The sequence below is a fragment of the Arthrobacter sp. YAF17 genome (assembly GCF_052113365.1).
Classification (GTDB): Bacteria; Actinomycetota; Actinomycetes; order Actinomycetales; family Micrococcaceae; genus Arthrobacter.
On record NZ_JBFRDB010000001.1, the window covers coordinates 69,068 to 90,743 of the forward strand.

The following is a 21,676-nucleotide window of genomic DNA, read 5'->3' on the forward strand; positions in this document are numbered from 1 at the left end:
CCAGCCATGACGGACCAACTTCCGAGATTTAGCACTTGGCCGCCGTTTGCAGGTCGCTGACCGCGGCCTGGACGTTGGCTGCTTCGTCCCGCAGGGAGTTGACCGCCTGGGTCAGCGTGGCATCGTCGGGAACGTCCTTGACGGCCCGATCGACTTGTTTTCTGCCGCTTGAATGGCGTCCACCCCGTCTCTCGCGACGTCCTGACTCGCCTTGACCAGATCGTCATAGGTCTTCGCAACCTGGTCTCGCGCCCTCTGGACCTGCCTGCGGCGTCTGCTACATGACGCTGGATTTGGGAGGCGATGTGCCGTGGGGAGCTGCCTCCTGCGTGGCTTATGCCAAAGCATCCGAGACCGACCCGACGGCCTTCTTGATCCGACGTGGACCGGTTCGGCACTCGGTCTGGGAGCTGGGATGGTTTGATTAGTCAGTGCTCCGTCTAAAACGCCTTATGGTTGTCAGCCTGTTCGCGGTGTGCGTCATCACCGCATTCTCGTTCTGGGTAACCAGGCAGCCCGGCGCAGACGCCTACGGGGCTCTTTCTGCACCCCCGCGAGCGGGGGCGAAACTTGAAATGCTGTCCACCGGCATCACCACCGCCGTGAACGTAACGCCAAGCCCGGATGCCCAGTGGCTCATCGGGGCTGCCGCGCAGACCGGGATTCCGGCCCGCGCGCTCCGGGCCTATGTTGCTGCGGCCGCCACGGCCAACGATTCCGCTCCGATGTGCGGGATTGGCTGGAACACCGTGGCAGCTGTCGGCTCGGTCGAATCAGCGCACGGAACTTACGGCGGAGGCAGCGTCAACGCCGCAGGGCAGGCGAGTGGCCCAATTGTGGGCCCGAGCCTCGATGGCAACGGATTCGCCGCCATCGCCGACACGGACGCGGGTGCCCTGGACGGCGACTCCCGCTGGGACCACGCCGTCGGACCCATGCAGTTCATTCCCACTACCTGGCAGCTTGTCGGCCGGGACGGGAACGGGGACGGAACAGCGGACCCGTTCAACATCGACGACGCCGCCCTCAGCGCGGCGACCTATCTATGCGCCCACGGCCGTGACCTCTCAACCGCCCAAGGATGGACCGACGCCATCTACTCCTACAACCAGTCCGATCCCTACATTCGCCAGGTGCGGACCCAAGCCACCGCCTACGCCGTGAAGACGGGCACCGCCGAATGAGTCCACGGGCTGAAGGCCCATGGCAGTGAATGCCAGGGGGCCGGTGGATCCACGAGACCATCAACACATCCGCTGCTCCACCCTCGTGCGGGTTCGCGGCGCACGTCACGGCCTGCATCTCGACCATCCAGAGACCGCCACATGGATCCGACAATTCATCTCAGCCAAAGCACACTCGATGAAGTCACAGAGTCCGCCGGTCTCCTGAAAAGTCCCGCCATCGAAGAATGACTCCCAGTTAGGGCCGCATCCCTTCGACATGGTCTGCGGCGCTCTGGAACGGCAAATATGGGTGCGCATTGTGCGCTCGACCGCAAACGTAACGAGTGGCTGCGTCCAGATCGATTTTGCGGCCGCGTCAGCGGGGCATCAGCAGTTTGATTTGTGTCCTGATGTCCTGCACCAGTGCCTCAATTCCCAATCCAGCGTTCACACTTGCCGCCATGCTGACAAACATGATCGCCGAGACGATGCGCGCCGTCGTCGCGGCATCACCCGCGCCGGCCAGTTCTTCCCGGCCCAGTATGGCGGCAATGGCCTCCTCGGTCTGCGCAACGATGGATAGAGCTGCGCTGTGGTGTGGCTCCGTAGGGTCGCCGAAGACCATTTCCCGCAGATAGAAGCGTCCGTTGTCGATCTGGGTTCGGTTGCACTCCACGATGGGCCGCACTACGGCCATCACCGCACCCAGAGCATCCTGGATGGTTTGAGCATCCGCCCGGCCCCGCTCGAGAGCTTCGGCGTAGTGGGCGTTCTGAACGAGGAGGAGGAGTTCTCCCTTGGTTTTGGCGTAGAGGAAAAGGGTTCCGGTGCCGATGTCGGCTTTGTCGGCAATCTGCTGGGTGGTGACGTCCTCGACCCCGTATTCGGCGAACAGCTCACTGGCTGCGGCTGTGATGCGGTCCAGCTTCTCCTGCTTGTTCCGCTCGCGCCGTCCGATCGGCTGGGATGTGACAGGCATGTGGTTTCCTCTGGACGTAAACTGACTGGACTCAATAATGAGTATATCGAAGCTGCGCAGACCGGGCCCTCCCAGACAGTAGTGCTGCCGCTGAAGGCCGCGCAGGCTGCCGAGTCGGCAAATCCCAGGATGATTGATGCGTTGGTCCGCCGGGTTGTCGTGGGCGACGTTGGGGTGTCCCACATCTTCTCAATCCATGGCATGAATGACTGAGTGCGCAATTCCTTCAGCATCCCAGTGTCAGCCAGGGCAGGAACAATTCCCTTCTTCACGAGCCGCCGGAAATCGGTCGGGCGGACACCGGGGCGGCGGCGGAGGTAAATGATCGCGCGAGCGCCGACAGTCTCTGCCGGGGACGTGACGTCATACCAGTGCGAAGTTTTCGGCGGACCGGCGTAGAGGAGGGTGCGGCGGAATGCGTTGACCTCGTCCTTATACGCCAAGGCGGTCTGCTTGCGCCCCTTGAGCGGCGAAAGCGCCGATTGGAAGGTGACTTCCGCCATGCCGTCGATCTTCCGGTCCGCAGGGATGGTGGTCTCCACCCCGGTGGTTGCGGGCCTTTCCAGTAGTCCATGTCGGTTTGTCGGGACTGCTCGCGGCGCACCCATGACAGGACTGAGGACGTGAAGTGCTGTTCCAGGTGCGGTCCGGTGGTTGGTGGTGAGCCGCCCCTTTGATGCCTTCATATCGCGGGCGTGGTGGTCAGGGGGCGAGGAATTCGGCGACGGCGGGTGCGAACTGGGTGTGGTACTGGAAGATACCACCGTGGCCGGAGTCGGGGTAGATGATCAATTCGGATCCCTCGATGCGGTGATGCAGCTCTTCGGAGAGCGCCRAGGGCACCATGCGGTCGTTGTCGCCATTGGCGATGAGCGTGGGTTGACTGAGGGTGGACAGGTCAGACGGGGCCGAGCGGCCGAACTTCTGGATTGCCTTTAGCTGCGTCTGAAATGCGCGGGGGCTGATTGGCTTGTCACGGTTCTCAGTTCGCTCCTCAAGGCGTTTGATGAAGGCTTTCGCAGAGGGTTTGCCGGTGGTGTTGCGGTTGAAGAACAGGAATTCCTTGGGGTCGGACCGGGTCAGGGTTGCCCGGAGGATATCCCAGTAGGTGGTGCCGACGACCTTGTCGATGTCTTTGCCTCCTCGCGGACCGGTTCCGGTCAGCACGAGCTTGCGGACGAGATTGGGATGTTTGATGGTTAGATCCTGGGCGACCATGCCGCCCAGTGAGAAGGAGAAAACATCTATCTTGTCGAATCCGAGGGCATTGATGAAGGTGTAGGCGTCGTCGGCCATTGCTTCGATACTGTTGGGAACTTGTCCTGTGGAAGCGCCGACACCGGGCTGGTCGAAGGTAATGACGTGGCGGTTCTTGGCGATGGGGTCGATGATACGGGGGTCCCAGTTATCAAGGGTGGCTGCCAGGTGCACGAAGAACACGACGGGGATGCCGCCCTTCGGCCCAAGCTCGCGATAGGCGTATCTGACACCTCCGGCGGTTACAGTGCTGGCAGGTGCCTTCGCGTACGAGGTGACGACTGATTCGTTGGGGGCGTCGGTGTTGCCCATGACGGCTGTTCTCCTGGATTCTCTGCGTGAATAGTGGCTATCGGCGGGTCAGCTGGTGGCGGTGAGCACTGCTTTGCCCCGAAAGCCCCCTGCGGCCAGGGATTGGAGTGCCTCTGGAGCCTGGCCGAAGGTGAAGACCTTCCCTACGATGGGGCGCAGTACGCCGGCGTCAACTAGGGCGCTGATCTGACGTAGTTGGTCGCCGCTGGCACGCATGAAGAGAAACTCATAGCTGACGTCGAGCTTCCTGGCTTGCCTCCGAATCTTGCTGCTCAGCCCGGTGATCGCCAGGCGCAGCACGGGGTTGAGGCCTGCTTTGCGGGCGAATACCGGATCGGGCGGGCCGGCGATCCCAATCGCCTTCCCGCCGGGCTTGAGGATGCGGAGTGATTTGTGCAGGGTTTGCCCTCCGAGGCTATCCAGCACCAGATCGTATCCGCTCAGAAGCTGCTCGAAGTCCTGGGTGCGATAGTCGATAACGATGTCAGCGCCGAGGTCCCGCACGAACCCGGCGTTAGAGCTGCTGGCGGTGGTTGCAACGGTCGCGCCGAGATGCTTGGCCAGCTGGATGGCGATAGAACCGACTCCGCCTGCACCGGCATGAATGAGAACTTTCTGCCCTGGCTGCACATTGCCCTGCTCGACGAGGGCCTGCCATGCGGTAAGAGCCACCAGTGGCAGCGAACCGGCTTCCTCCATGCTGGCCGATACGGGCTTGAGCGCAAGGTCCTCCTCTGCGACGGCAATACGTTCAGCAAATGTGCCGATGCGGTCCTCGTTGGGACGAGCGTAGACCTCATCGCCGGGCTTGAACCCCTTCACTCCTTCCCCGACGCGCAGCACGGTGCCGGCTAGGTCGTTGCCGAGGACCAGCTGGAGCTTGTAGGGAAGGATCTGTTTGAACTCACCCAGGCGGATCTTCTCGTCCAGCTGGTTCAGGCCGGCAGCTTGCACCTGCACGAGCACGTCCCGTTCGGCGACGGTGGGTTCAGCAACCTCGGCTTCGCTCAGCGGGTCCTTGTACTTGTTGATAACGAATGCCCGCATGCCGCGATGCTCCTTCTGGGTGGATGTTCTTGTAGTTGGTACCAGCAACTTCGCCGTGGGGGCGATGTCTCGATAAAGTGACTACAATCAATTATGACTAAACTCAGTTAATTGTCAAGCGGTAACGGAAAGCGCCGTGGTGATGAGCTGGATTCATCGCCACGSCGCTGCCGCTGTCTAGGACTTGCTGAGTGCAAGTTGGGGGTAGAGCGCCTCGATGGGGGCGCTGAGTCCAGCCTTGAGCTGCACAGACGTCTCGTCGGCGAGAACCTCGTACTCACCGGCTTCGACGGCATCCAATACTGTGGTGACCAGATCAGCCGGGTCTACCTTGGGGTCGGTGGCATGCGCAGCCATCGCCGTGTCAACGTAGCCGACATGGACGCCCACCACGTGAACCCCTTCGGGGGCGAGCTCCAGGCGTAGCGAGTTGGTGGCCGACCAAAGGGCGGCCTTGGTGGCACTGTAAATGCCACCGACGGCGTACCAGCTCATTGCGGAGTGGATGTCGATGATTACGGATTTGGCCTTCGCAGACAGGATCGGTGCGAAGGCGCGGGCGACGAATAGGGGGCCGAGGAAGTTCGTCTCGACATTGGTCCGGATTTCCGCGTCGGTGTGGGTAAGGATGCCTGGGGTTGCAACGCTGGCTCCGGCGTTGTTGATCAACACTGTGACGTCGCCAGCAGCATCGACTGCAGCCCGTATTGAGTCCGGGTCTGTGATGTCGAGGGTGAGCGGGACGACGCGCTCGTCCTCCCAGGTGCGCGGGGTCCGGGCGGTGGCGTAAACCTTCCTGGCGCCGCGTGCGAGGGCGCCGTGGACGAAGTGGGTTCCGATGCCGCCGTTTGCGCCGGTGACGAGGACGACTGCTCCATTGAGTGAGTGCATTTCACGAACTTTCTTGTGCTGATTTCCATCCGCGCCGGTCGGCGTGGATGGTGCGGGATTAGGCGTGGGCAAGGGCCGGGTGGTCGGTGTATCCGGCTGCCCCGCCGCCGTAGAGTGTGCTGGGGTCCACCTCGTTAGGGCGGGCGTTTGAACGCAGGCGCTCAACGATGTCGGGATTGGCCAGCGCATAACGGCCCAGTGGGGCAACGTCCGCAAGGCCGGCCGCGACGTCGTCGGCTATCTGCCCGCGGTTGCGTCCATAGCGGACCACGAGCACCGCCGTAGGCTATATATCCCTGAGGGAGCGGAGCAGTTCGTCGTCGCCTACATGGTGAAGGTGCAGATACGCCAGGTTCAGGGTCGCGAGCTTGCCTACCACGTGCCGGTACTGAGCGCGCACACTCTCGGTGTCGCCCTCGTTGATTCCACCTAATGGCATGGCGGGGGAGAGGCGGATACCCACCCTGTCTGCGCCGATTTCATCGGCCAGGGCGTGGGCGAGTTCGATCACGAACCTCGACCGGTTTCCTATTGATCCGCCATATGCGTCGGTGCGGTGGTTTGCGCTAGGGGAGAGGAATTGGTGCAGGAGATAACCGTTGGCCCCATGAATTTCAACTCCGTCGGCGCCGGCTGCAATGGCCGAAGCTGCCGCGAGTCGGAAGTCAGCCACGGTGGTCTGGATATCCTCCGTGGTCAGCTCTCGCGGTGTCGGCGTCTTCTGGGGTCCGGTGGGCGTGAAAATATCCTGATCTGCCGAGATTGCGGAAGGCGCCACGGGCTGACGGTGGTGAGGAGTGTTGTCCGGGTGGGACATGCGGCCCACATGCATGAGCTGGATGAACACCGCCGCACCCCGGGCGTGAACTGCTTCGGTGACGCTTCGCCAGCCCTCGACATGCTCGGGAGTGTAAATCCCCGGCGTGTTTGCATAGCCCTGCCCGTCTGCCGACGGCTGCGTGCCCTCGGTAATGATCAACCCCAATGAGGAGCGCTGCCCGTAGTACTCGGCCGCCAAGTCACCCGGCGTACCATCCGGGTTGGAGCGGCTCCGGGTCATGGGTGCCAGTGCCAGTCGATGGGATAAGGCAAGGCGGCCAAGTGTCAGTGGTTGCCATAGTGAGGAAAGGGTCATGGGTTAGTCCTTATGCGTTAGATGTATCAGAGCATCACCGCCATCCAGCCGAAGTTCGGCCCCGTGGACGCTAAGACTTGCCGCCGCGCCCATTACGTTAGTGATTACACTCATAACTGAGTACGCTCAGACTATATTCCCAGGAGAACCAGGAGGACAAAACGAGTGCCAGACTCGATCAGCGGATGTCCGAGCGAATTCGCACCACCTCTTGGGCCCTCGTCGCGGCGACAGTGGGCGGTCGTATGCACTGCCGGGCTCATCTGGGCGACGCTGGCTGCCTGAACCGGCGGCGCGCGACCCGTGATGCCCGGCCAAGGATGCCCAAACTGGTCGGAAATGCCGCAAAGACTGCCGGTCGTGCAAGAATCGCGGCATGGATGATCATGAGCGGCAGATGAGGGAGCAGCAGTTGATGATCGTCGAGGCTCTGGTGCAGGCGATGGATCGGCGCGACGAGGTCTTCCAGGTGATTGACGATTCCGAGGACGTGGACGAAGCAATCCGTCGCGTAGGTCAACTGTTGGGCGTGGGAGAACATGGCAGCCGGGCAGTCCTCGACATGCAGGCCGGAAGATTCACCCGGGACCAGCGGAGGCGGTCCTATTGGGATGATGCTGACCGGTGAGCTGACACTGGCCGGTGTGGAGGCGGCAGTTGGGAGCGCCGCCGGACACCGGAGCTGGTGGGCTCGCGTGATCGCCGAAGTGGAGGTGACCGAGGGGAGGCCGTCGGGCCCTCGCATCGACGAAGTGGGGATCCACGGGCTGCACCTGATGGAGGACGGGCGAACCACGCGGGGTGATCGTGACGGAGAAGCAAATTGGACCGGCGACCGAGCCCACCCTGGCTGACCTCGCCAAGGCGGCCGCTCGCCGAATCAATCCGGACCATGGGCGTTGCCGACGCTATCCGGAACCAGCTTGGAATCGAGTTCTCCGGCCAAGGGGCAGCGAATCTATGAACCCGGCGGTGGGGAAGTTCTTGCGGACGACTTCGGTGACGACCCGTTCGGCTGTCCTGGCGCCGACCGCCGGTGTGGTTGTCAGGACTGGGCGGAGCGGGCATCCAGGGCAGGAGCTCACGGCCTACGGGCCGGCCCGAGGTCGTGCCCGACATCTCGGCCTCGCCGCTGTGCATTTTGCGCTGGCCTAGCCGGGTTGAGTTCCCTCAGAGTCAATCGCGGACCTCGCTGCGGCGCCTTAGGTCGGGCCGCCTGATACCTGCCGGGTCACTGGGGACGAAGGAGGGAATTGTCAGCCTCCCATTCATCCCGGGTGATCGCGTACTCGACGTCGCCGTGCTCATCGCCCGGAACGGATACCGGCCAGTCGGCGATGAAAGCCCGCACGAGGCGCATCCCGGATTTCTCCATCACCCTTCGGGATGCCGTGTTGACTGCCATTGTCGATGCGACGATTCGTTGCACGCCGAACTCGGCGAACCCCTTCGCGATCAGCGCCCGCGATCCCTCCGTCGCGTGTCCCTTTCCCCAGGCCGCGTGGCGCAGCCGGTATCCCAGTTCCGGCTGATCTTGTGGGTCATCGGGGCCAGGCCGGAAGTGGAACCAGCCCAGGAATTCCCCGGTCGTCTTCTCGAGTGCGGCCCATAACCCGTAGCCGGGAAAGCGCTGGTAGTAGTCGAGGAATGCCGGGAGGTAGTCGCCTTCTATCTCGGCCCGGGAGGTGGGGATACCGCCGGTGATGTACCGCATAACGCGCGGATCGCTGTCCAGTTCCACGAGTAGCTCGGCATCATCGCGGGTGAACTGCCGGAGCAGGAGGCGTTCAGTCTCCAGGAAGGTGGGCATGCAGACATTCTCGCACCGAGGGGAAGGTACGTCACGTCGATCCGGGCCGTCGAATTGCCGTCGTTCAACGAGCGCCATGTTGGCGATCCCCGCGCCTTAGTCACTGATTTCATGTTTGCGTGCCGAACCGAGTCGCTGGCGCGACGCTCTGGCCGTCGGAAGCTCCTTCGGCCATAAACACGCTATGGGCGGAAGTCGTCAAGGCAAGCGGGGCCGTTACGCCGCCGCACAACTTGCATAAGCAATACCCGGAGGTGTTCTGTCCGAAGTGTTGACGTCGTGTCCGCTTGGCGCGGAAGCTCGCGAAACCGCCAGCCAAAATCCGACGGATCGCGAGAGCGGGGCCACGTCGCATCACCAATGACCCAGCTTGGGAGCCGACGTCGTCGGCCGGCAACGTCCGTACCGTTGCCGCCGGCCAAGGCAACGAAGCGAACGGCCCGGGGTGGTCGATCGGACGGAAATTGCCTACGCCGCACACCTGCGCGACCAGGGGTTCACGATCTCGGAAATCGTGCGGGCACTCGACGGCTCGCGCGTGGATGAGTCAAAGCGCTGTGCTCATACGTAGGGCGCCCGGTTGAATAGGCACGGCATACGGCTGGTGTGGACGACCTTGAACTCATCAATGACCGTGCTGTCGCGATGAAGAGCGCGCTAGGGCGTGAGTTCCGCACCGTCGGTCCCGTAGATGCCCGGGCTGAAAGCCGGTGCAGGACAAGAGCCGGCAGCGGCCGGTTCCTGACGACCGGAGGGAATTCGGCGGATACTAGGCGGTTTCCTCCAGAGTTACTGGCTGGAGGTTCTCGCGTTCCTCCAGGGCTCCGGTTACTGAGGCTGTGAGGCTGTTGGCGATGTGGGTGCGGGCGAGGTCGGCGGCGCCTGCGCCGTCGCCGGCGATGACGAGCTCGAGGATCTGGTGGTGCTGGTTCAGATCGATCGTGCGGGGCTCATCCCCGGAAGGGAGCTCGAGGCCAATGCGGCGGTATCGGTCGGACTTGTCCCACAAGTCATCCAGGAGCTTGATCAAGACGGTGTTGTGCGAGGCAGCGTAGACGGCCCGGTGGAATTCCCGATGCACTGTGATCGCGTCCTCGCCCCAAACTCGTGTGATGGGGAGCAGCTTCCCGGCTGCTGCGCGCATCGCGGCGATATCAGCGTCAGTCCGGCGGGAGGCTGCCAGTTCCGTTGCTGATGGTTCGAGTGAGAGGCGGACTTCGAGGAGTTCTCGTGCTTCGGAGGCGCTCATGGTGGCCACCCTGGAATCCCGGTGCGTGTCCATGATGATCAACCCCTCGCTTGAGAGCCGCCGGATCGCTTCACGCAGGGGAGTGATGCTCATCTGCATGTTCTCCGCCAGTTCGTACTGGGAGATGCGGGAGCCCGGGGCAAGGCCGCCGGAGAGGATCAGCTGGCGGAGTTCGTTGTACGCCAGACTGCCCTTGCTGGAAAAAACGTTCGTCGTGCTCATGCGCCGCTCCGGTTCTGTCACTGGGGTGCTGGCCCCCGTCACTTCAGTGTAGTCCGGAAACATCTTATAAGAAATCCTCGGAGGGGCTTGTGCCTCCCGTTACTGTCGAGCTAGYCTTGAAGCCAAGTTCTTATAAGATATTCGCTCGGGGGGTATCGCGCCCATCAATAGCTCGGCTAACCCTCAAAGCCCAATCTTATAAGAAATAAGATATTGACTTAGGAGAGATTCAAAGATGAAAATCGTTTCCGCCCACGTCGGCACCATTCCCATCAGTTCCTCGATCCGGAACGCGTTCATTGACTTCACCAAGATGGACTGCACGATCATCGCCCTCGTCAGTGACGTGTTCGTCGATGGAAAGCCTCTGGTTGGCTATGGCTTCAACTCCAACGGCCGCTACAACGCCACGGGCATCCTGACAGACCGCATTCTGCCGCGCATCATGGATGCCCCGTCCGAAGACCTTCTTGATGCGGACGGCCAGCTCTCGCCGGAGAAGGCATGGGACCTGATGATGTCCAACGAGAAGCCCGGCGGCCACGGTGAGCGTTCGGTTGCCGTCGGCGTCGCCGACATGGCCCTGCACGACCTGGCCGCCAAGATCGCCGGTGTGCCGCTGTACCGGTGGATCTCAGATCACTACGGCGACGGAAACCCGGACGAGGACGTCTTCGTTTACGCAGCCGGCGGCTACTACGCACCCGGCAAGAGCCTGGTGGACCTGCAGAACGAAATGCGCGGGTTCCTCGCCAAAGGCTACAACGTGGTCAAAATGAAGATCGGCGGCGCCGACCTCGCCGAGGACCTCCGCCGCATCGAAGCCGTGATCGAGGTCCTCGACGGCGACGGCTCCCGCCTGATGGTGGACGTCAACGGCAAGTTCGACCTGGAGACCGCGCTGGCTTACGGCAAGGCCATCGACCAGTACGGGCTGTTCTGGTACGAGGAAGTCGGCGACCCGCTGGACTACGCCCTGAACGCCACCCTCTCCGAGCACTACAAGAACCCGATCGCGACCGGAGAGAACCTGTTCTCGCTCCAGGACGCCCGCAACCTGGTCCGCTACGGCGGGATGCGCCCGGACCGCGACTTCATCCAGGTCGACCCTGCCCTCAGCTACGGCCTGACCGAATACCGCCGGATCCAGGACATGCTGTCCCAGCACGGCTGGTCCTCACGTCGTTGCATCCCCCACGGCGGGCACCAGTTCTCCCTGCACATCGCCGCCGCCCTCAAGCTCGGCGGCAACGAGTCCTACCCGGGCGAGTTCCAGCCCACCGGCGGCTTCACCGACGATGCCGTCATCGTCAACAGCCGCGTGGCCCCGGGCGATCTGCCGGGCATCGGGCTCGAAGGGAAGGCCGAGTTCTACAAGGTCCTGCGCGCACTGCACAACTGACCAATCCGGTAGTGCCCCGGTCCCGGGCAGCATCACTGCCCGGGACCGCACCTCCCCAATTTTCTCTGTCTGCCGTGCAAAGGAGCACCCAAGATGTCGTCCCACACCATGCAGAACCCGCAACATTCCGTCCACCCCCCGAAGCAACGATCCCGGTTCGGCCGGCTGCTGCGCGAACTTTGGTTCCAAGTCGTCCTGGGTGCCGTCCTGGGCATAGCCGTCGGCTTTCTCCTGCCGGAAGTCGGCAAACAGCTCACCCCGCTCAGCGACTGGTTCATCGCCCTGGTGAAAATGATCGTGATCCCTGTGGTTTTCTGCGTGGTGTCCCTGGGCATCGCCTCGATGGACAGCCTGCGCAAAGCCGGCCGCATCGGCGTCAAGGCACTGGGCTACTTCATCGCCCTGTCGTTGGTTTCGATGCTGATCGGCCTGATCGTCGCCAACGTCTTCCGCCCCGGCGAAGGTATGAACATCGACCCGGACAAGCTGGACGCCAGCAAGGTGCCAGCGGCCGCTAATAAGGGCTTCGATGGCCTCGAGTTCGTCAACAACATCATTCCCGAATCGCTGTTTGGCGCCCTGACCGGCCACACCATCATCGCCGCGCTGATGGTCTCCATCGTGTTCGGTGCCGCCATGAACGTCTCCGGAGAATCCGGCGCCTTCCTCACCAAGGGCATCCAGGCCCTGTCCGTGGTCATCTTCAAGATCGTCAACTGGGTCATGCGCCTTGCCCCCATCGGAACTTTCGGCGCACTCGCGGCCGTGGTGGCCAACTACGGAACAGCCAGCCTTCAGCAATTGGGTTACCTCGTCCTGCTGTTCACCGCGACCTGCATCCTCTACGTCCTCGTGGTCCTGGGCACCATCGCCCGTGCCTGCGGACTGAACATCTTCACTGTGATGCGCTACTTCAAGGCCGAGCTGCTGATTGCGCTGAGCACCTGCTCGAGCGAAGCGGTCCTCCCGCAGCTGATCAAGAAGCTCGAAGCCATGGGCGTCGGCAAGTCCACAGTAGGCATCGTGATCCCGTCCGGGTTCTCCTTCAATCTCGACGGGTCCGCCGTCTACCTGACCATGGCCTCAGTCTTCCTGGCCCAGGCCGTCGGCATGGACCTCTCCTGGGAACAGCAGCTCGTCATGGTCGGCGTCATGATGCTCACCAGCAAAGGCACGGCGGGAATCGCCGGCGGCGCGTTCATCGTCCTGGCCAGCACCCTGAGCTCAGTCGGCGGCATCCCRCTGGCAGCCCTCGCCCTCATCGTAGGCATCGACCGGCTCCTGAACGAAGGCCGGGTGTTCATCAACGTCCTTGGCAACGTGATGGCAGCCGTCGTCGTCGGCAAATGGGAAAAGGACTACGATCCCGAACAGGCCCGCAACGCCCTGCACGCCTCAGGCCAGAAGAAAAACGAAATCGAATCAAAGCCACCGACCGTTGTGGAAGCGGACAAGGTCGACGTCCACTAACACCGCACCCGGCAGGGCCGCCGCGCACACCGCGGCGGCCCCGAGCCGCGCAAACCATAACCCCCGCCCGTTGACGGCAGCTCATCCGCACCAAACAAAAATAGGAAGCCACCCGCACCATGGCCCCACGCATCCTGATCACCACCGACTACCTCCACCCGGGAGATACCGTTGACCAGCTCCTGCGCGAACGCGGTCTGGAACCGGTCTACTCACCATCCCGCGGGCCACGGACCCCTGAGGAACGTCGCTCGTTGTTCGACGGCATATCCGGCGCGATCCTCGCCAGCGAGCCAGTCACGGCCGGCATGCTCACCGGCGCTGCCTCCCTGCAAGTCATCGCCCGCAGCGGCGTGGGGTACGACTCCATCGACGTCCAGGCCGCGGCCGCACAAGGAATCAGGGTCTGCAACGCCCCCGGAACAAACCACCACTCCGTGGCCGAACTGACCATCGGACTGATCATCGTGGCCGCACGCCGCCTCTTGGAGGTCACAACCGCGGTACGCCAAGGCCGCTGGCCCCGGGAAGCCGGCCACGAACTGCGCGGTTCAGCCCTGGGCATCATCGGCTACGGCCCCAGCGGACGCGCCACCGCAAGCCTGGGCGTCGCCGTCGGCATGACCGTCCTGGTCAGCACTGCCCACCCCGACCGCCATAACAGCGCGGTACAGTTCACCGATCTCGACACCGTCATCCGCGATGCTGACTACCTTTCCCTGCACACTCGTGGAGGCCAGGGCATCGGCAAACTCATCGACGCGCCCCGGCTGCACGCAATGAAACACACCGCCGTCCTCATCAACACGGCCCGCGGCTCACTCATTGATGAAGAGGCCCTGGCAAAGGCACTTTCCGACGGCACCATTGCCGGCGCCGCGCTGGACGTGCTTGAGAGCGAACCCCTGCCCGGCGACAGCCCTCTTCGGGGCCTGGACAACGTGCTCATCACCTCCCACCTCGCCGGCCAGACAGCCGAAGCCCGGACACGGGCCGGACTGGCCGCCGCGCACGCTGTCATCGACGTCCTGGAAGACCGCGAACCGGCACACCCGGTCGACCGCTAATACGAACACCCGATAAAGACGAAGAAGGATCCTCATGTCGAAACCCCACCGCATCGCAGTCATTCCCGGCGACGGAATCGGCGCCGAAGTCGTGCCCGAAGGGCTGCGCGTTTTGGACGCTGCAGCCTCAGCCTTCGACCTGAACCTCACCTACGAACACTTCGACTACGCCTCGGCCGATTACTACACCCGGCACGGAAAAATGCTGCCAGACGGATGGTTCGAGGAACTGAACCAGTTCGATTCCATCTTCTTCGGCGCCGTCGGATGGCCCGACGTCGTCCCCGACCACGTATCGCTGTGGGGCAGTCTCCTGCAGTTCCGCCGCCACTTCGACCAGTACGTCAGCCTCCGACCGGCCAAACTCCTGCCCGGCGTGTCCAGCCCTCTGATTGGCAGGGTCCCGGGCGACGTCGACTTCTACGTCGTGCGCGAAAACACCGAAGGCGAATACTCCAGCATCGGCGGGAAGATCTTCGAAGGCACCGACCGCGAAACGGTGCTCCAGGAAACCGTCATGACCCGCACCGGCGTGGACCGGATCCTCAAATACGCCTTCGAACTGGCGCAAAGCCGGCCCAAGAAGCACCTGACCTCCGCCACGAAGAGCAACGGCATCTCCATCACCATGCCCTACTGGGATGAGCGGGTGCAGGCCATGGCCGCCGCCTACCCAGGGATCAACGTGGACAAGTACCACATCGACATCCTGGCCGCTAACTTTGTCATGCACCCCGACTGGTTCGACGTCGTCGTCGCCAGCAACCTCTTCGGCGATATCCTCTCCGACCTCGGACCGGCCTGCACCGGAACCATCGGCATTGCCCCCAGCGGCAACATCAACCCCGAACGCAAATTCCCCAGCCTCTTCGAACCCGTCCACGGCTCCGCCCCGGACATCGCCGGCAAGGGCATCGCCAACCCCATCGGGCAAATCTGGTGCGCGGCCATGATGCTCGAACACCTGGGAGAACCCGAAGCCGCGGCAGCCATCACCACCGCCATGGAAACCGTGCTCGCCCACGGGCAAAAAGCCCTCACACCCGACATGGGCGGCAACGCCACCACAGAAGAACTGGGCAAAGCAGTGGCATCTGCCCTGACCGCACCATGACCCCATCAACCGCACCCAACAACCGGCAGGCAGTTGCCGTCGGAGAGCGGATCATGCTCCGCCAGTACGTCAATTGGCGCCGGCTTATCGGAGCGACTGTCCAGATCCGCCAGCACGGCCAAATCCTCCGCACCGGAACCGTCGATGATGCTGGGCCGCGGCTGGTGCCTGAACGTCGAGGGGACAAGCCCCCTCCACGGCTTGGGCCGGTGATCCGGCTCCTAGCGGCCGTTGTACTCCTCGTCTGTGATGTGCTCGTTCCAAGTCGTGGTCTTGGACGGGTCTTCACCGTTTTGGAGCATGGCAATGTGTTCCATGAAGCAGCCGGGCGCGGCCGCGTGCCAATGCTCCTCACCGGGCGGGGTGTAAAGCGTCTGGCCGGGGTGGACTTCGATGATCCCTCCGTCCCGGGTACCAAATCGGCCCACACCTTGGGTGACGCGCAGGTACTGGCCGTGCTCGTGGGAGTGCCAGGCGGTGCGGGCTCCGGGGGCGAAGCGGACGGTCGCGACGACCATCGTCTGGTCGCTCTCGTGGGGTAGTGCGATCGGGTCAAGCCACACGTCGCCGGCGAATTGGGCCGCCGGGTTCTTCGTGGTCGGCGCTGAAGGTTCGATGTTCATGATTTTCCTTAGCCGTTGTCCGTGAAGAGTTGCTTGGCGACGCCCATTGCCGACATGCCCTTGGGCCAGCCGGCGTAGAGGGTGACATGGGTGATGGCTTCGATGAGCTCCTCCTGGGTTACGCCGTTTTCGAGGGCGCGGCCGAGGTGGAAGCCCAGCTGGCCGGTGTTCCCGCCGGCGGTGAGTACGGCCACGGTGATGAGGCTGCGATCGCGGGCGCTGAGTTCTGGCCGGTTCCAGACGTCCTCGAAAAGCACATCGTCGGTGAGCTCGGCGAGTTTCGGTGCGAAGTCGCCGAACATTTTTCGGCCACCTCCGAGCTGCTTGGGTTGGTCATTCATGATGATCCTTCTTTCAATTTGGACTCCGAAGTGGGACTTACCAGGTGGATGCCACGGTGCGTGTGATGACCCAGCCGTCTCCGCGGGGTTCGAACCAGGAGCGCAGCGTCAGGTCCCCGGAAACCATCGCCTGGCACCACGCGGTGTGGAGCAACTTCGGGGCCGTGGCGGTCACGTCGGTCACCGCCGTCGTGCCTGGGGCGTGAGCTCGTGCGCGCCGTAGCTGTTGTCGTCGGGGTTGACGGTCACGCCGGGGGCGACGAGTTGGTCGATGCGGTCCAGCACGTCGGCACCCAGCCTGATGTCCGCTGCGGGCAGGTACGACTCGAGCTGTTCCATGGTGCGCGGTCCCACGATCGCTGCCGTGACGCCCGGGTGGTGGATCACGAACGCGATGGCCAGTTCGATGAGCGTCAGCCCGGTTTGTTCGGCGAGCTGGGCGAGGTCTTCGACGATGTCGAGTTTTCGCTGGTTGGCCGGACTTGTCATATCGAACCGCGCGCTCGGGCGGGCTGACGACGTGGGTGCGGACGCCGAGTCTTTGCGCCAGCGCCCTGAGAGCCACCCGCCGCTGAGCGGGCTGTAGGTGAGGGTCCCCATGCCGTGGCGTTGCACTGTCGGGAGGATGTCTTCCTCGATGCCGCGGACCAGGACCGAGTAGGGCGGCTGCTCGGTGACGAACCGCTCCAGGTTGCGTTCCCGGGAGGCCCATTGGGCCTCCACAATCTGGGATCCCGAGTACGACGACGAACCGATGTAGCGGACCTTGCCTTGGCGGACGAGGTCGGTGAGGGCACCGAGCGTCTCCTCGACGTCGGTGTCCGGGCTGGGCCGGTGGACCTGGTAGAGGTCGATGTAGTCCGTGTTCAGGCGGCGGAGGGAGTTTTCGACTTCGCGGATGATCCAGCGGCGGGATCCGCCGCGCTGGTTGGGGTCTTCGCTCATGGGCATGAAGAACTTAGTCGCGAGGAACACGTCATCGCGCCGGCCTTCCAGTGCCTGCCCGACGATTTCCTCGGACGCCCCGCCGGAGTAGACGTCGGCAGTGTCGATGAAGTTGATGCCCGCGTCGAGGGCATGGTGGATGATGCGGACGGAATCGGCGGTGTCCTTGTTGCCCCAGGGGCCGAACATCATCGCGCCCAGGCACAAGGGACTGACCTGCACACCGGTGCGGCCGAGGGGACGGTATTCCATGATGATTCCTTGTCTCTGTCTTAGGCTTCGGGGATGACCATGGCGAAGCGCTCTTCGCGGGCCTGGTCCGGGTCCGGGCCGTTGCGCATTCCGGTGTCGAGCGCGTCGATGGCGGCGAGTTCGCCGGCACTGAGTTCGAAGGTGAACACGTCGAAGTTTTCGGCGATGCGTGCCGGATTCGTGGATTTCGGTATGGCTGAGCGTCCGAGCTGCAGGTGCCAGCGGAGCATGACCTGCGCGGGACTCTTCCCGTGGGCCTGCGCGATGGCGGCGATTGTGGGGTCTTCCATGACGTTGCGCCGCTCCTCACCCCACCCTGGGTAAAAGGTGATCCCGCCGATCGGTGACCAGGCCTGGGTAAGGATCCCGTTCCGGGCATCGGCGGCCTGGACGTCGGGCTGGGTGAAGTACGGGTGTAGTTCGATCTGGTTTACGGCCGGGACGACGTCGGTCGCGTCGAGCAGCTGCTGCAGGTGGTGTGCGGCATGAAGTTGCTGACACCGATCGCCCGCACCCGTCCGTCAGCAAGCAGCGCCTCCAGCGCCTTATAGGCAGCGATGGTCTTTTCGAACCGGTCGGGGGCGGGCTGGTGCAGGATGAGCAGGTCCAGATAGTCGACGCGGAGTTTGCCCGTCGCCTTATCCCAGGCACGCAGTGTCTGGTCGTAGCCGTAGTCACTGACCCAGACCTTGGTCTCGATGAACACCTCGGCACGGTCAAGGCCGGAGGTGCGGATCCCCTGCCCGACTTCCCGCTCGTTGCCGTAGGCGGCTGCGGTGTCGATGTGCCGGTAGCCGGTGGCCAGCGCGGCCTCGACGGCGGCGGTTGTCAGTTCGGGAGCGCTTTGGAAGACGCCGAGCCCGATAGCGGGCATGATGACCCCGTTGTTGAGTGTGATGTTCATGGTTTGTCCTGTTCCTTCGCTTACGGGCGGACGAGCACTTTGAGCGCTTCGCGGCGGGCCATGGCCTGGTAGCCGGCCGGAACGGTTTCGACGCGCACGTCGCCGGCGCCGTACATCAGTGTTGCTCGCATGGTGAAATTCCTTACTTGGTTGTCGGATATATTCCAGTCAACTCCGGTCACGTACTTCGTGGGAGTCACGGCCGATCAGGGTACTGACAGGGCCCCCTTCGGGTTTGGTGGTTCAGCTGGCGATCTCGGCCAGTTCCACGGGCCGCGCCGCGGGCAACGTCCGTTTACGGCGCCCGGCCAATTCTGCGGGCAGGATGAGCGCCGCGGCGACTGCCAGCGCCAGGAGCAGGAGGATGCTGCCGGTGGTGAGCGCGGCGCTGACCTGCGCGGCCAGGTACGCGACTGCGGAACCCGCCGTCGGGACGGTCGCTGCCGCCGCGACCGCGATGCCAAGCCCAAGGCAGGTGCCGACCTGGTGGAAGGTGTTGACCAGTCCCGACGCCGCTCCGGCGTCGGCCGCAGGGGCGCCGACGATGCCGAACGAGGTCAGTGGCGCAAACGCGAGGCCCTGGCCCGCGCCAATGAGGACCATCGGCAGGGCCACACCGGCCAGATAGCCGGAGTCGACGCCGACACGGCTGAGCCAGAACATCCCGGCGAGTGTGACCAGGATGCCGGTCACGAGCGGAATTGAACCCGGCATTTTCCCCATGAGCTTCGGGATACTCATTGCAACAGCGAAGTTGACTGCGGTCATGGGCAGGAATCCCAGACCGGCCTGCAGGGGGTCGAAGCCCAGTACTTCCTGCAGGAACTGGGTGGTGAAGAAAAAGAATGCGATCATCGCGCCCAGGTACAGGAAGCGCGCAACATAGGCGCCGGTGCGGCGGCGGCTCGCGAACAGCCGCAACGGCAGGATCGGCTGGGCCACGCGGCGCTCGATCAGCACGAACATGGCCAGGAGCACGACGCCGGCGCTGACGGCCGTGACCGTCACCGGGGAAGTCCATCCCGCATCGACGGTGTTGATGATCCCGAACACGAGGGCGCCGACGCCCAGTGTCGCGCTGAGCGCGCCGAACACGTCGAAGCGGCCGGTGGCCCGGCCTGTTTCCGGGAGGAACCGGGGTGCGAGTGCGATCATCGCGGCGCCAATGGGTACGTTGACGAAGAACCCGGCCCGCCAGGAGATCCAGTGGGCCAGCGCCCCGCCGATAACCAGACCGAGGCTGGCGCCGATCCCTGCGGTAGCGCCGTACAACGCCACCGCCCGGTTTCGCTCACGGCCTTCCGGGAAGCTCGCGGTAAGCAGGGACAGTGAGGCGGGTGCCACGATCGCCGCCCCGATACCCTGGACGGCGCGGCCGGCGATCGCCCACCAGCCAGCCGGTGCCAGCCCGATCAGCAGGGACGCGATAGAAAACACCACCAGCCCGACGACGAAGACCCGCCGGCGTCCGAGAAGGTCTCCTGCCCGGGCGCCGAGGAGCAGCAGGCCGCCAAAGACCAGCGTGTACGCATCCTGAACCCAGGACAGCTCACCGGTGCTCAGCCGCAGGTCAGCCTGCAGGCTCGGCAGGGCGGTGAAGATGACCGAGTTGTCCAGCAGGATCATGAAGTAGCTGACGAGGATGATCGCCAAGATCGCTGCCGGGTGGGGAGCGGTTGTGGGTTCAGGTTTCATGCTTTCAATGCAACCCCGATTCCGCACGGGCTGGGAGTCACAGCCGTTCCGGGTAATGGCAGTGCCTCCCTCGCGCCAGCGGCCGCGGGTAGCGTGGAAGCCATGACACACAGCGACGACGTGCGGAAATTCCTGACCTCCCGCCGCGCAAGGATCACCCCGGATGAAGCCGGCCTGCCGGTCTATGGAGGCAACCGGCGCGTTGCCGGGCTGCGACGCGAGGAAGTCGCCATGCTCGCCGGAATGAGCATCGACTACTACATCCGGCTGGAGCGGGGAAACCTCTCCGGCGCCTCGGACAGCGTCCTCGAAGCCCTCGGGCGGGCCCTGAAGCTTGACGACGCCGAAACGGCCCACCTTTTTGACCTGGCCCGCGCGGCCACAGCCTCCCCACGGGTGCGGCGCAAGCGCAGTCCGCAGACAGTGCGGCCGAGTGTGCAACGCGTCATCGAGGCGATCACGACGGCGCCGGCCTGGGTCCGCAACGACCGCGGTGATGTCCTCGCTGCCAACGAATTGGGCCGTGCCCTGTATCTGGACTTGATGGCCGAACAGACCACTCCGCCGAACAGTGCACGGTTCACCTTCCTGAACCCGAAAGCGCGGGAGTTCTTCGCCGATTGGGAACGGGCGGCGGATGACATCGTCGCYGTCCTGCGGTCCACAGCCGGGAAGAACCCGTACGACAAGGACCTCACTGACCTGATCGGTGAACTCTCAACCCGAAGCGAGGAGTTCCGCGCCCGGTGGGCCCGGCACGACGTGAAGTATCACCGTGCCGGCCGCAAACGGCTCCACCACCCGATCGTCGGGGATCTGGACTTGAGCTTTGAAGCGTTGGAACTCCCCGCAGACCCGGGACTGCGTATCAATGTGTACACAGCAGATCCCGGCACACCCTCCGAGGACGCGCTGAAAGTCCTGGCCAGTTGGGCCGCCACCCAGGGTGAAACGACAAGGGCCACAGTCAAGGAGAAGAAATGAGCCGCCGTCCCTCCACTGTTCTGATTGTCGGTGCCACCGGAAGCATCGGCCGCTACGCCGTGGCCGCGGCGCTGCAACAGGGCTACACGGTGCGGGCGCTCGTGCGCGACCAGGCCCGCGCCGCCGGCATTCTCCCAGAAGGCGTGGACCTGGTGATCGGGGAGCTGACCCGTCCCGAAACCCTCGGCCCGGCCGTCGAGGGAGTCGACGCGATCGTATTCACCCATGGAACCACCACTAGTGAACGGGACGTGCGCGACAACGACTACACCGGCGTCGCGAACGTCCTCCGCGCTCTGGGCCCCCGCCAGGCGCGGATTGCCCTTATGACCGCCATCGGCACCACCCGGCCCGGCGTCGCTTACGCCCAGTGGAAGCTGCGCAGCGAGCGGCTCATCCGCGCCAGCGGCAATCCGTACACGATCGTGCGCCCCGGGTGGTTCGATTACAACCAGCCCGACCAGCGAAAGATCGTTATGCTCCAGGGCGACGGGCGACAGTCCGGCTCACCCGCTGACGGTGTCATCGCCCGGGACCAAATCGCCCGGGTCCTCATCGACAGCCTTGACATTGACGCCGCCAACCACAAAACTCTCGAACTCATTGCTGACTTGGGACCGGAACAAGACGAGCTCACCACCGTCTTCGCCGCCCTCACTCCAGACTCAGGGGAATCCCTCGACGCGGCCGAAGACCTTGTGGACCTCCCCACGGAGAGCGAGCCCGAACTGTTCCGTGACGACCTCGCCACCATCACAGCAGGACGCCTCAACGCCGGGGACTAGCGTTCAGGGCGGGGCCGGCGTTGATC

21 protein-coding genes and 1 pseudogene are annotated in these 21,676 nt (G+C 63.9%); 8 read left to right on the forward strand and 14 right to left on the reverse strand.

Annotated elements, in window-relative coordinates:
* Positions 1-452 precede the first annotated feature (452 nt).
* Entirely contained in the window at positions 453-1,184 is a 732-nt protein-coding gene (locus AB4Y67_RS00325) for a lytic transglycosylase domain-containing protein (RefSeq protein WP_441403826.1), read from the forward strand.
* Positions 1,185-1,542: 358 nt separating this feature from the next.
* Here the strand turns inward: AB4Y67_RS00325 and AB4Y67_RS00330 are convergent, their stop codons facing one another.
* From AB4Y67_RS00330 to AB4Y67_RS00355, 6 genes are all read right to left on the reverse strand, one after another.
* The gene (locus tag AB4Y67_RS00330) at positions 1,543-2,145 is read right to left on the reverse strand and encodes a TetR/AcrR family transcriptional regulator (RefSeq protein WP_441403827.1); all 603 of its coding nucleotides are present in this window, start codon (positions 2,143-2,145) and stop codon (positions 1,543-1,545) included.
* Positions 2,146-2,847: 702 nt separating this feature from the next.
* The gene (locus AB4Y67_RS00335; RefSeq protein ID WP_441403828.1) at positions 2,848-3,714 is read right to left on the reverse strand and encodes an alpha/beta fold hydrolase; all 867 of its coding nucleotides are present in this window, start codon (positions 3,712-3,714) and stop codon (positions 2,848-2,850) included.
* 48 nt (positions 3,715-3,762) lie between these two features.
* Entirely contained in the window at positions 3,763-4,761 is a 999-nt protein-coding gene (locus AB4Y67_RS00340; RefSeq protein ID WP_441403829.1) for an NADP-dependent oxidoreductase, read from the reverse strand.
* Between the two features lie 177 nt (positions 4,762-4,938).
* A complete protein-coding gene (locus AB4Y67_RS00345; RefSeq protein WP_441403830.1) occupies positions 4,939-5,652 on the reverse strand; it encodes an SDR family oxidoreductase in 714 nt (237 codons plus the stop codon).
* Positions 5,653-5,710: 58 nt separating this feature from the next.
* Positions 5,711-5,929, reverse strand: a complete 219-nt coding sequence (locus AB4Y67_RS00350) for a hypothetical protein (RefSeq protein ID WP_441403831.1) — start codon at positions 5,927-5,929, stop codon at positions 5,711-5,713.
* Between the two features lie 9 nt (positions 5,930-5,938).
* The gene (locus AB4Y67_RS00355; protein ID WP_441403832.1) at positions 5,939-6,787 is read right to left on the reverse strand and encodes an alkene reductase; all 849 of its coding nucleotides are present in this window, start codon (positions 6,785-6,787) and stop codon (positions 5,939-5,941) included.
* A gap of 376 nt (positions 6,788-7,163) precedes the next feature.
* On the opposite strand from AB4Y67_RS00355, the gene AB4Y67_RS00360 reads away from it, so the two are divergent.
* Positions 7,164-7,415, forward strand: a complete 252-nt coding sequence (locus AB4Y67_RS00360; RefSeq protein ID WP_441403833.1) for a DNA gyrase subunit A — start codon at positions 7,164-7,166, stop codon at positions 7,413-7,415.
* A 603-nt stretch (positions 7,416-8,018) separates the two neighbouring features.
* Here AB4Y67_RS00360 and AB4Y67_RS00365 read toward each other — a convergent pair.
* Together AB4Y67_RS00365 and AB4Y67_RS00370 are read right to left on the reverse strand one after the other, a co-directional pair.
* Complete coding sequence (locus AB4Y67_RS00365; RefSeq protein WP_441403834.1) at positions 8,019-8,597, reverse strand: GNAT family N-acetyltransferase; 579 nt, start codon at positions 8,595-8,597, stop codon at positions 8,019-8,021.
* A gap of 769 nt (positions 8,598-9,366) precedes the next feature.
* Positions 9,367-10,068 (reverse strand): GntR family transcriptional regulator, encoded by a 702-nt coding sequence (locus AB4Y67_RS00370; RefSeq protein WP_441403835.1) that lies wholly within the window; start codon positions 10,066-10,068, stop codon positions 9,367-9,369.
* A 235-nt stretch (positions 10,069-10,303) separates the two neighbouring features.
* Between AB4Y67_RS00370 and AB4Y67_RS00375 the strand changes: the two genes are divergently transcribed.
* From AB4Y67_RS00375 to AB4Y67_RS00390, 4 genes are all read left to right on the forward strand, one after another.
* Positions 10,304-11,470 (forward strand): mandelate racemase/muconate lactonizing enzyme family protein, encoded by a 1,167-nt coding sequence (locus tag AB4Y67_RS00375; RefSeq protein ID WP_441403836.1) that lies wholly within the window; start codon positions 10,304-10,306, stop codon positions 11,468-11,470.
* A 93-nt stretch (positions 11,471-11,563) separates the two neighbouring features.
* Positions 11,564-12,940: a cation:dicarboxylate symporter family transporter gene (locus AB4Y67_RS00380; RefSeq protein ID WP_441403837.1), complete on the forward strand. Its 1,377-nt coding sequence runs from the start codon at positions 11,564-11,566 to the stop codon at positions 12,938-12,940.
* A 119-nt stretch (positions 12,941-13,059) separates the two neighbouring features.
* The gene (locus AB4Y67_RS00385) at positions 13,060-14,007 is read left to right on the forward strand and encodes a phosphoglycerate dehydrogenase (RefSeq protein ID WP_441403838.1); all 948 of its coding nucleotides are present in this window, start codon (positions 13,060-13,062) and stop codon (positions 14,005-14,007) included.
* A gap of 34 nt (positions 14,008-14,041) precedes the next feature.
* Positions 14,042-15,121: a tartrate dehydrogenase gene (locus tag AB4Y67_RS00390; protein ID WP_441403839.1), complete on the forward strand. Its 1,080-nt coding sequence runs from the start codon at positions 14,042-14,044 to the stop codon at positions 15,119-15,121.
* A 221-nt stretch (positions 15,122-15,342) separates the two neighbouring features.
* Here the strand turns inward: AB4Y67_RS00390 and AB4Y67_RS00395 are convergent, their stop codons facing one another.
* The 6 genes and pseudogenes from AB4Y67_RS00395 to AB4Y67_RS00420 form a co-directional block, all read right to left on the reverse strand.
* Positions 15,343-15,744, reverse strand: coding sequence for a (R)-mandelonitrile lyase (locus AB4Y67_RS00395; protein ID WP_441403840.1), 402 nt, complete (start codon positions 15,742-15,744; stop codon positions 15,343-15,345).
* 8 nt (positions 15,745-15,752) lie between these two features.
* Positions 15,753-16,085 (reverse strand): carboxymuconolactone decarboxylase family protein, encoded by a 333-nt coding sequence (locus tag AB4Y67_RS00400; RefSeq protein WP_441403841.1) that lies wholly within the window; start codon positions 16,083-16,085, stop codon positions 15,753-15,755.
* 37 nt (positions 16,086-16,122) lie between these two features.
* Positions 16,123-16,269 carry a hypothetical protein gene (locus tag AB4Y67_RS00405; RefSeq protein WP_441403842.1) on the reverse strand — a complete coding sequence of 49 codons (147 nt, stop codon included), beginning with the start codon at positions 16,267-16,269 and terminating at the stop codon, positions 16,123-16,125.
* Positions 16,266-17,282, reverse strand: coding sequence for an aldo/keto reductase (locus tag AB4Y67_RS00410; RefSeq protein ID WP_441403843.1), 1,017 nt, complete (start codon positions 17,280-17,282; stop codon positions 16,266-16,268). Before AB4Y67_RS00410 ends, AB4Y67_RS00405 begins: the two co-directional genes overlap by 4 nt.
* A gap of 20 nt (positions 17,283-17,302) precedes the next feature.
* A pseudogene (locus tag AB4Y67_RS00415) lies at positions 17,303-18,186 on the reverse strand (aldo/keto reductase).
* A gap of 243 nt (positions 18,187-18,429) precedes the next feature.
* Positions 18,430-19,881 carry an MFS transporter gene (locus tag AB4Y67_RS00420; RefSeq protein ID WP_441403844.1) on the reverse strand — a complete coding sequence of 484 codons (1,452 nt, stop codon included), beginning with the start codon at positions 19,879-19,881 and terminating at the stop codon, positions 18,430-18,432.
* A gap of 102 nt (positions 19,882-19,983) precedes the next feature.
* On the opposite strand from AB4Y67_RS00420, the gene AB4Y67_RS00425 reads away from it, so the two are divergent.
* Together AB4Y67_RS00425 and AB4Y67_RS00430 are read left to right on the forward strand one after the other, a co-directional pair.
* Entirely contained in the window at positions 19,984-20,865 is an 882-nt protein-coding gene (locus AB4Y67_RS00425) for a helix-turn-helix transcriptional regulator (protein ID WP_441403845.1), read from the forward strand.
* Positions 20,862-21,650 carry an SDR family oxidoreductase gene (locus tag AB4Y67_RS00430; RefSeq protein WP_441403846.1) on the forward strand — a complete coding sequence of 263 codons (789 nt, stop codon included), beginning with the start codon at positions 20,862-20,864 and terminating at the stop codon, positions 21,648-21,650. Before AB4Y67_RS00425 ends, AB4Y67_RS00430 begins: the two co-directional genes overlap by 4 nt.
* The last annotated feature ends 26 nt before the right edge of the window (positions 21,651-21,676 follow it).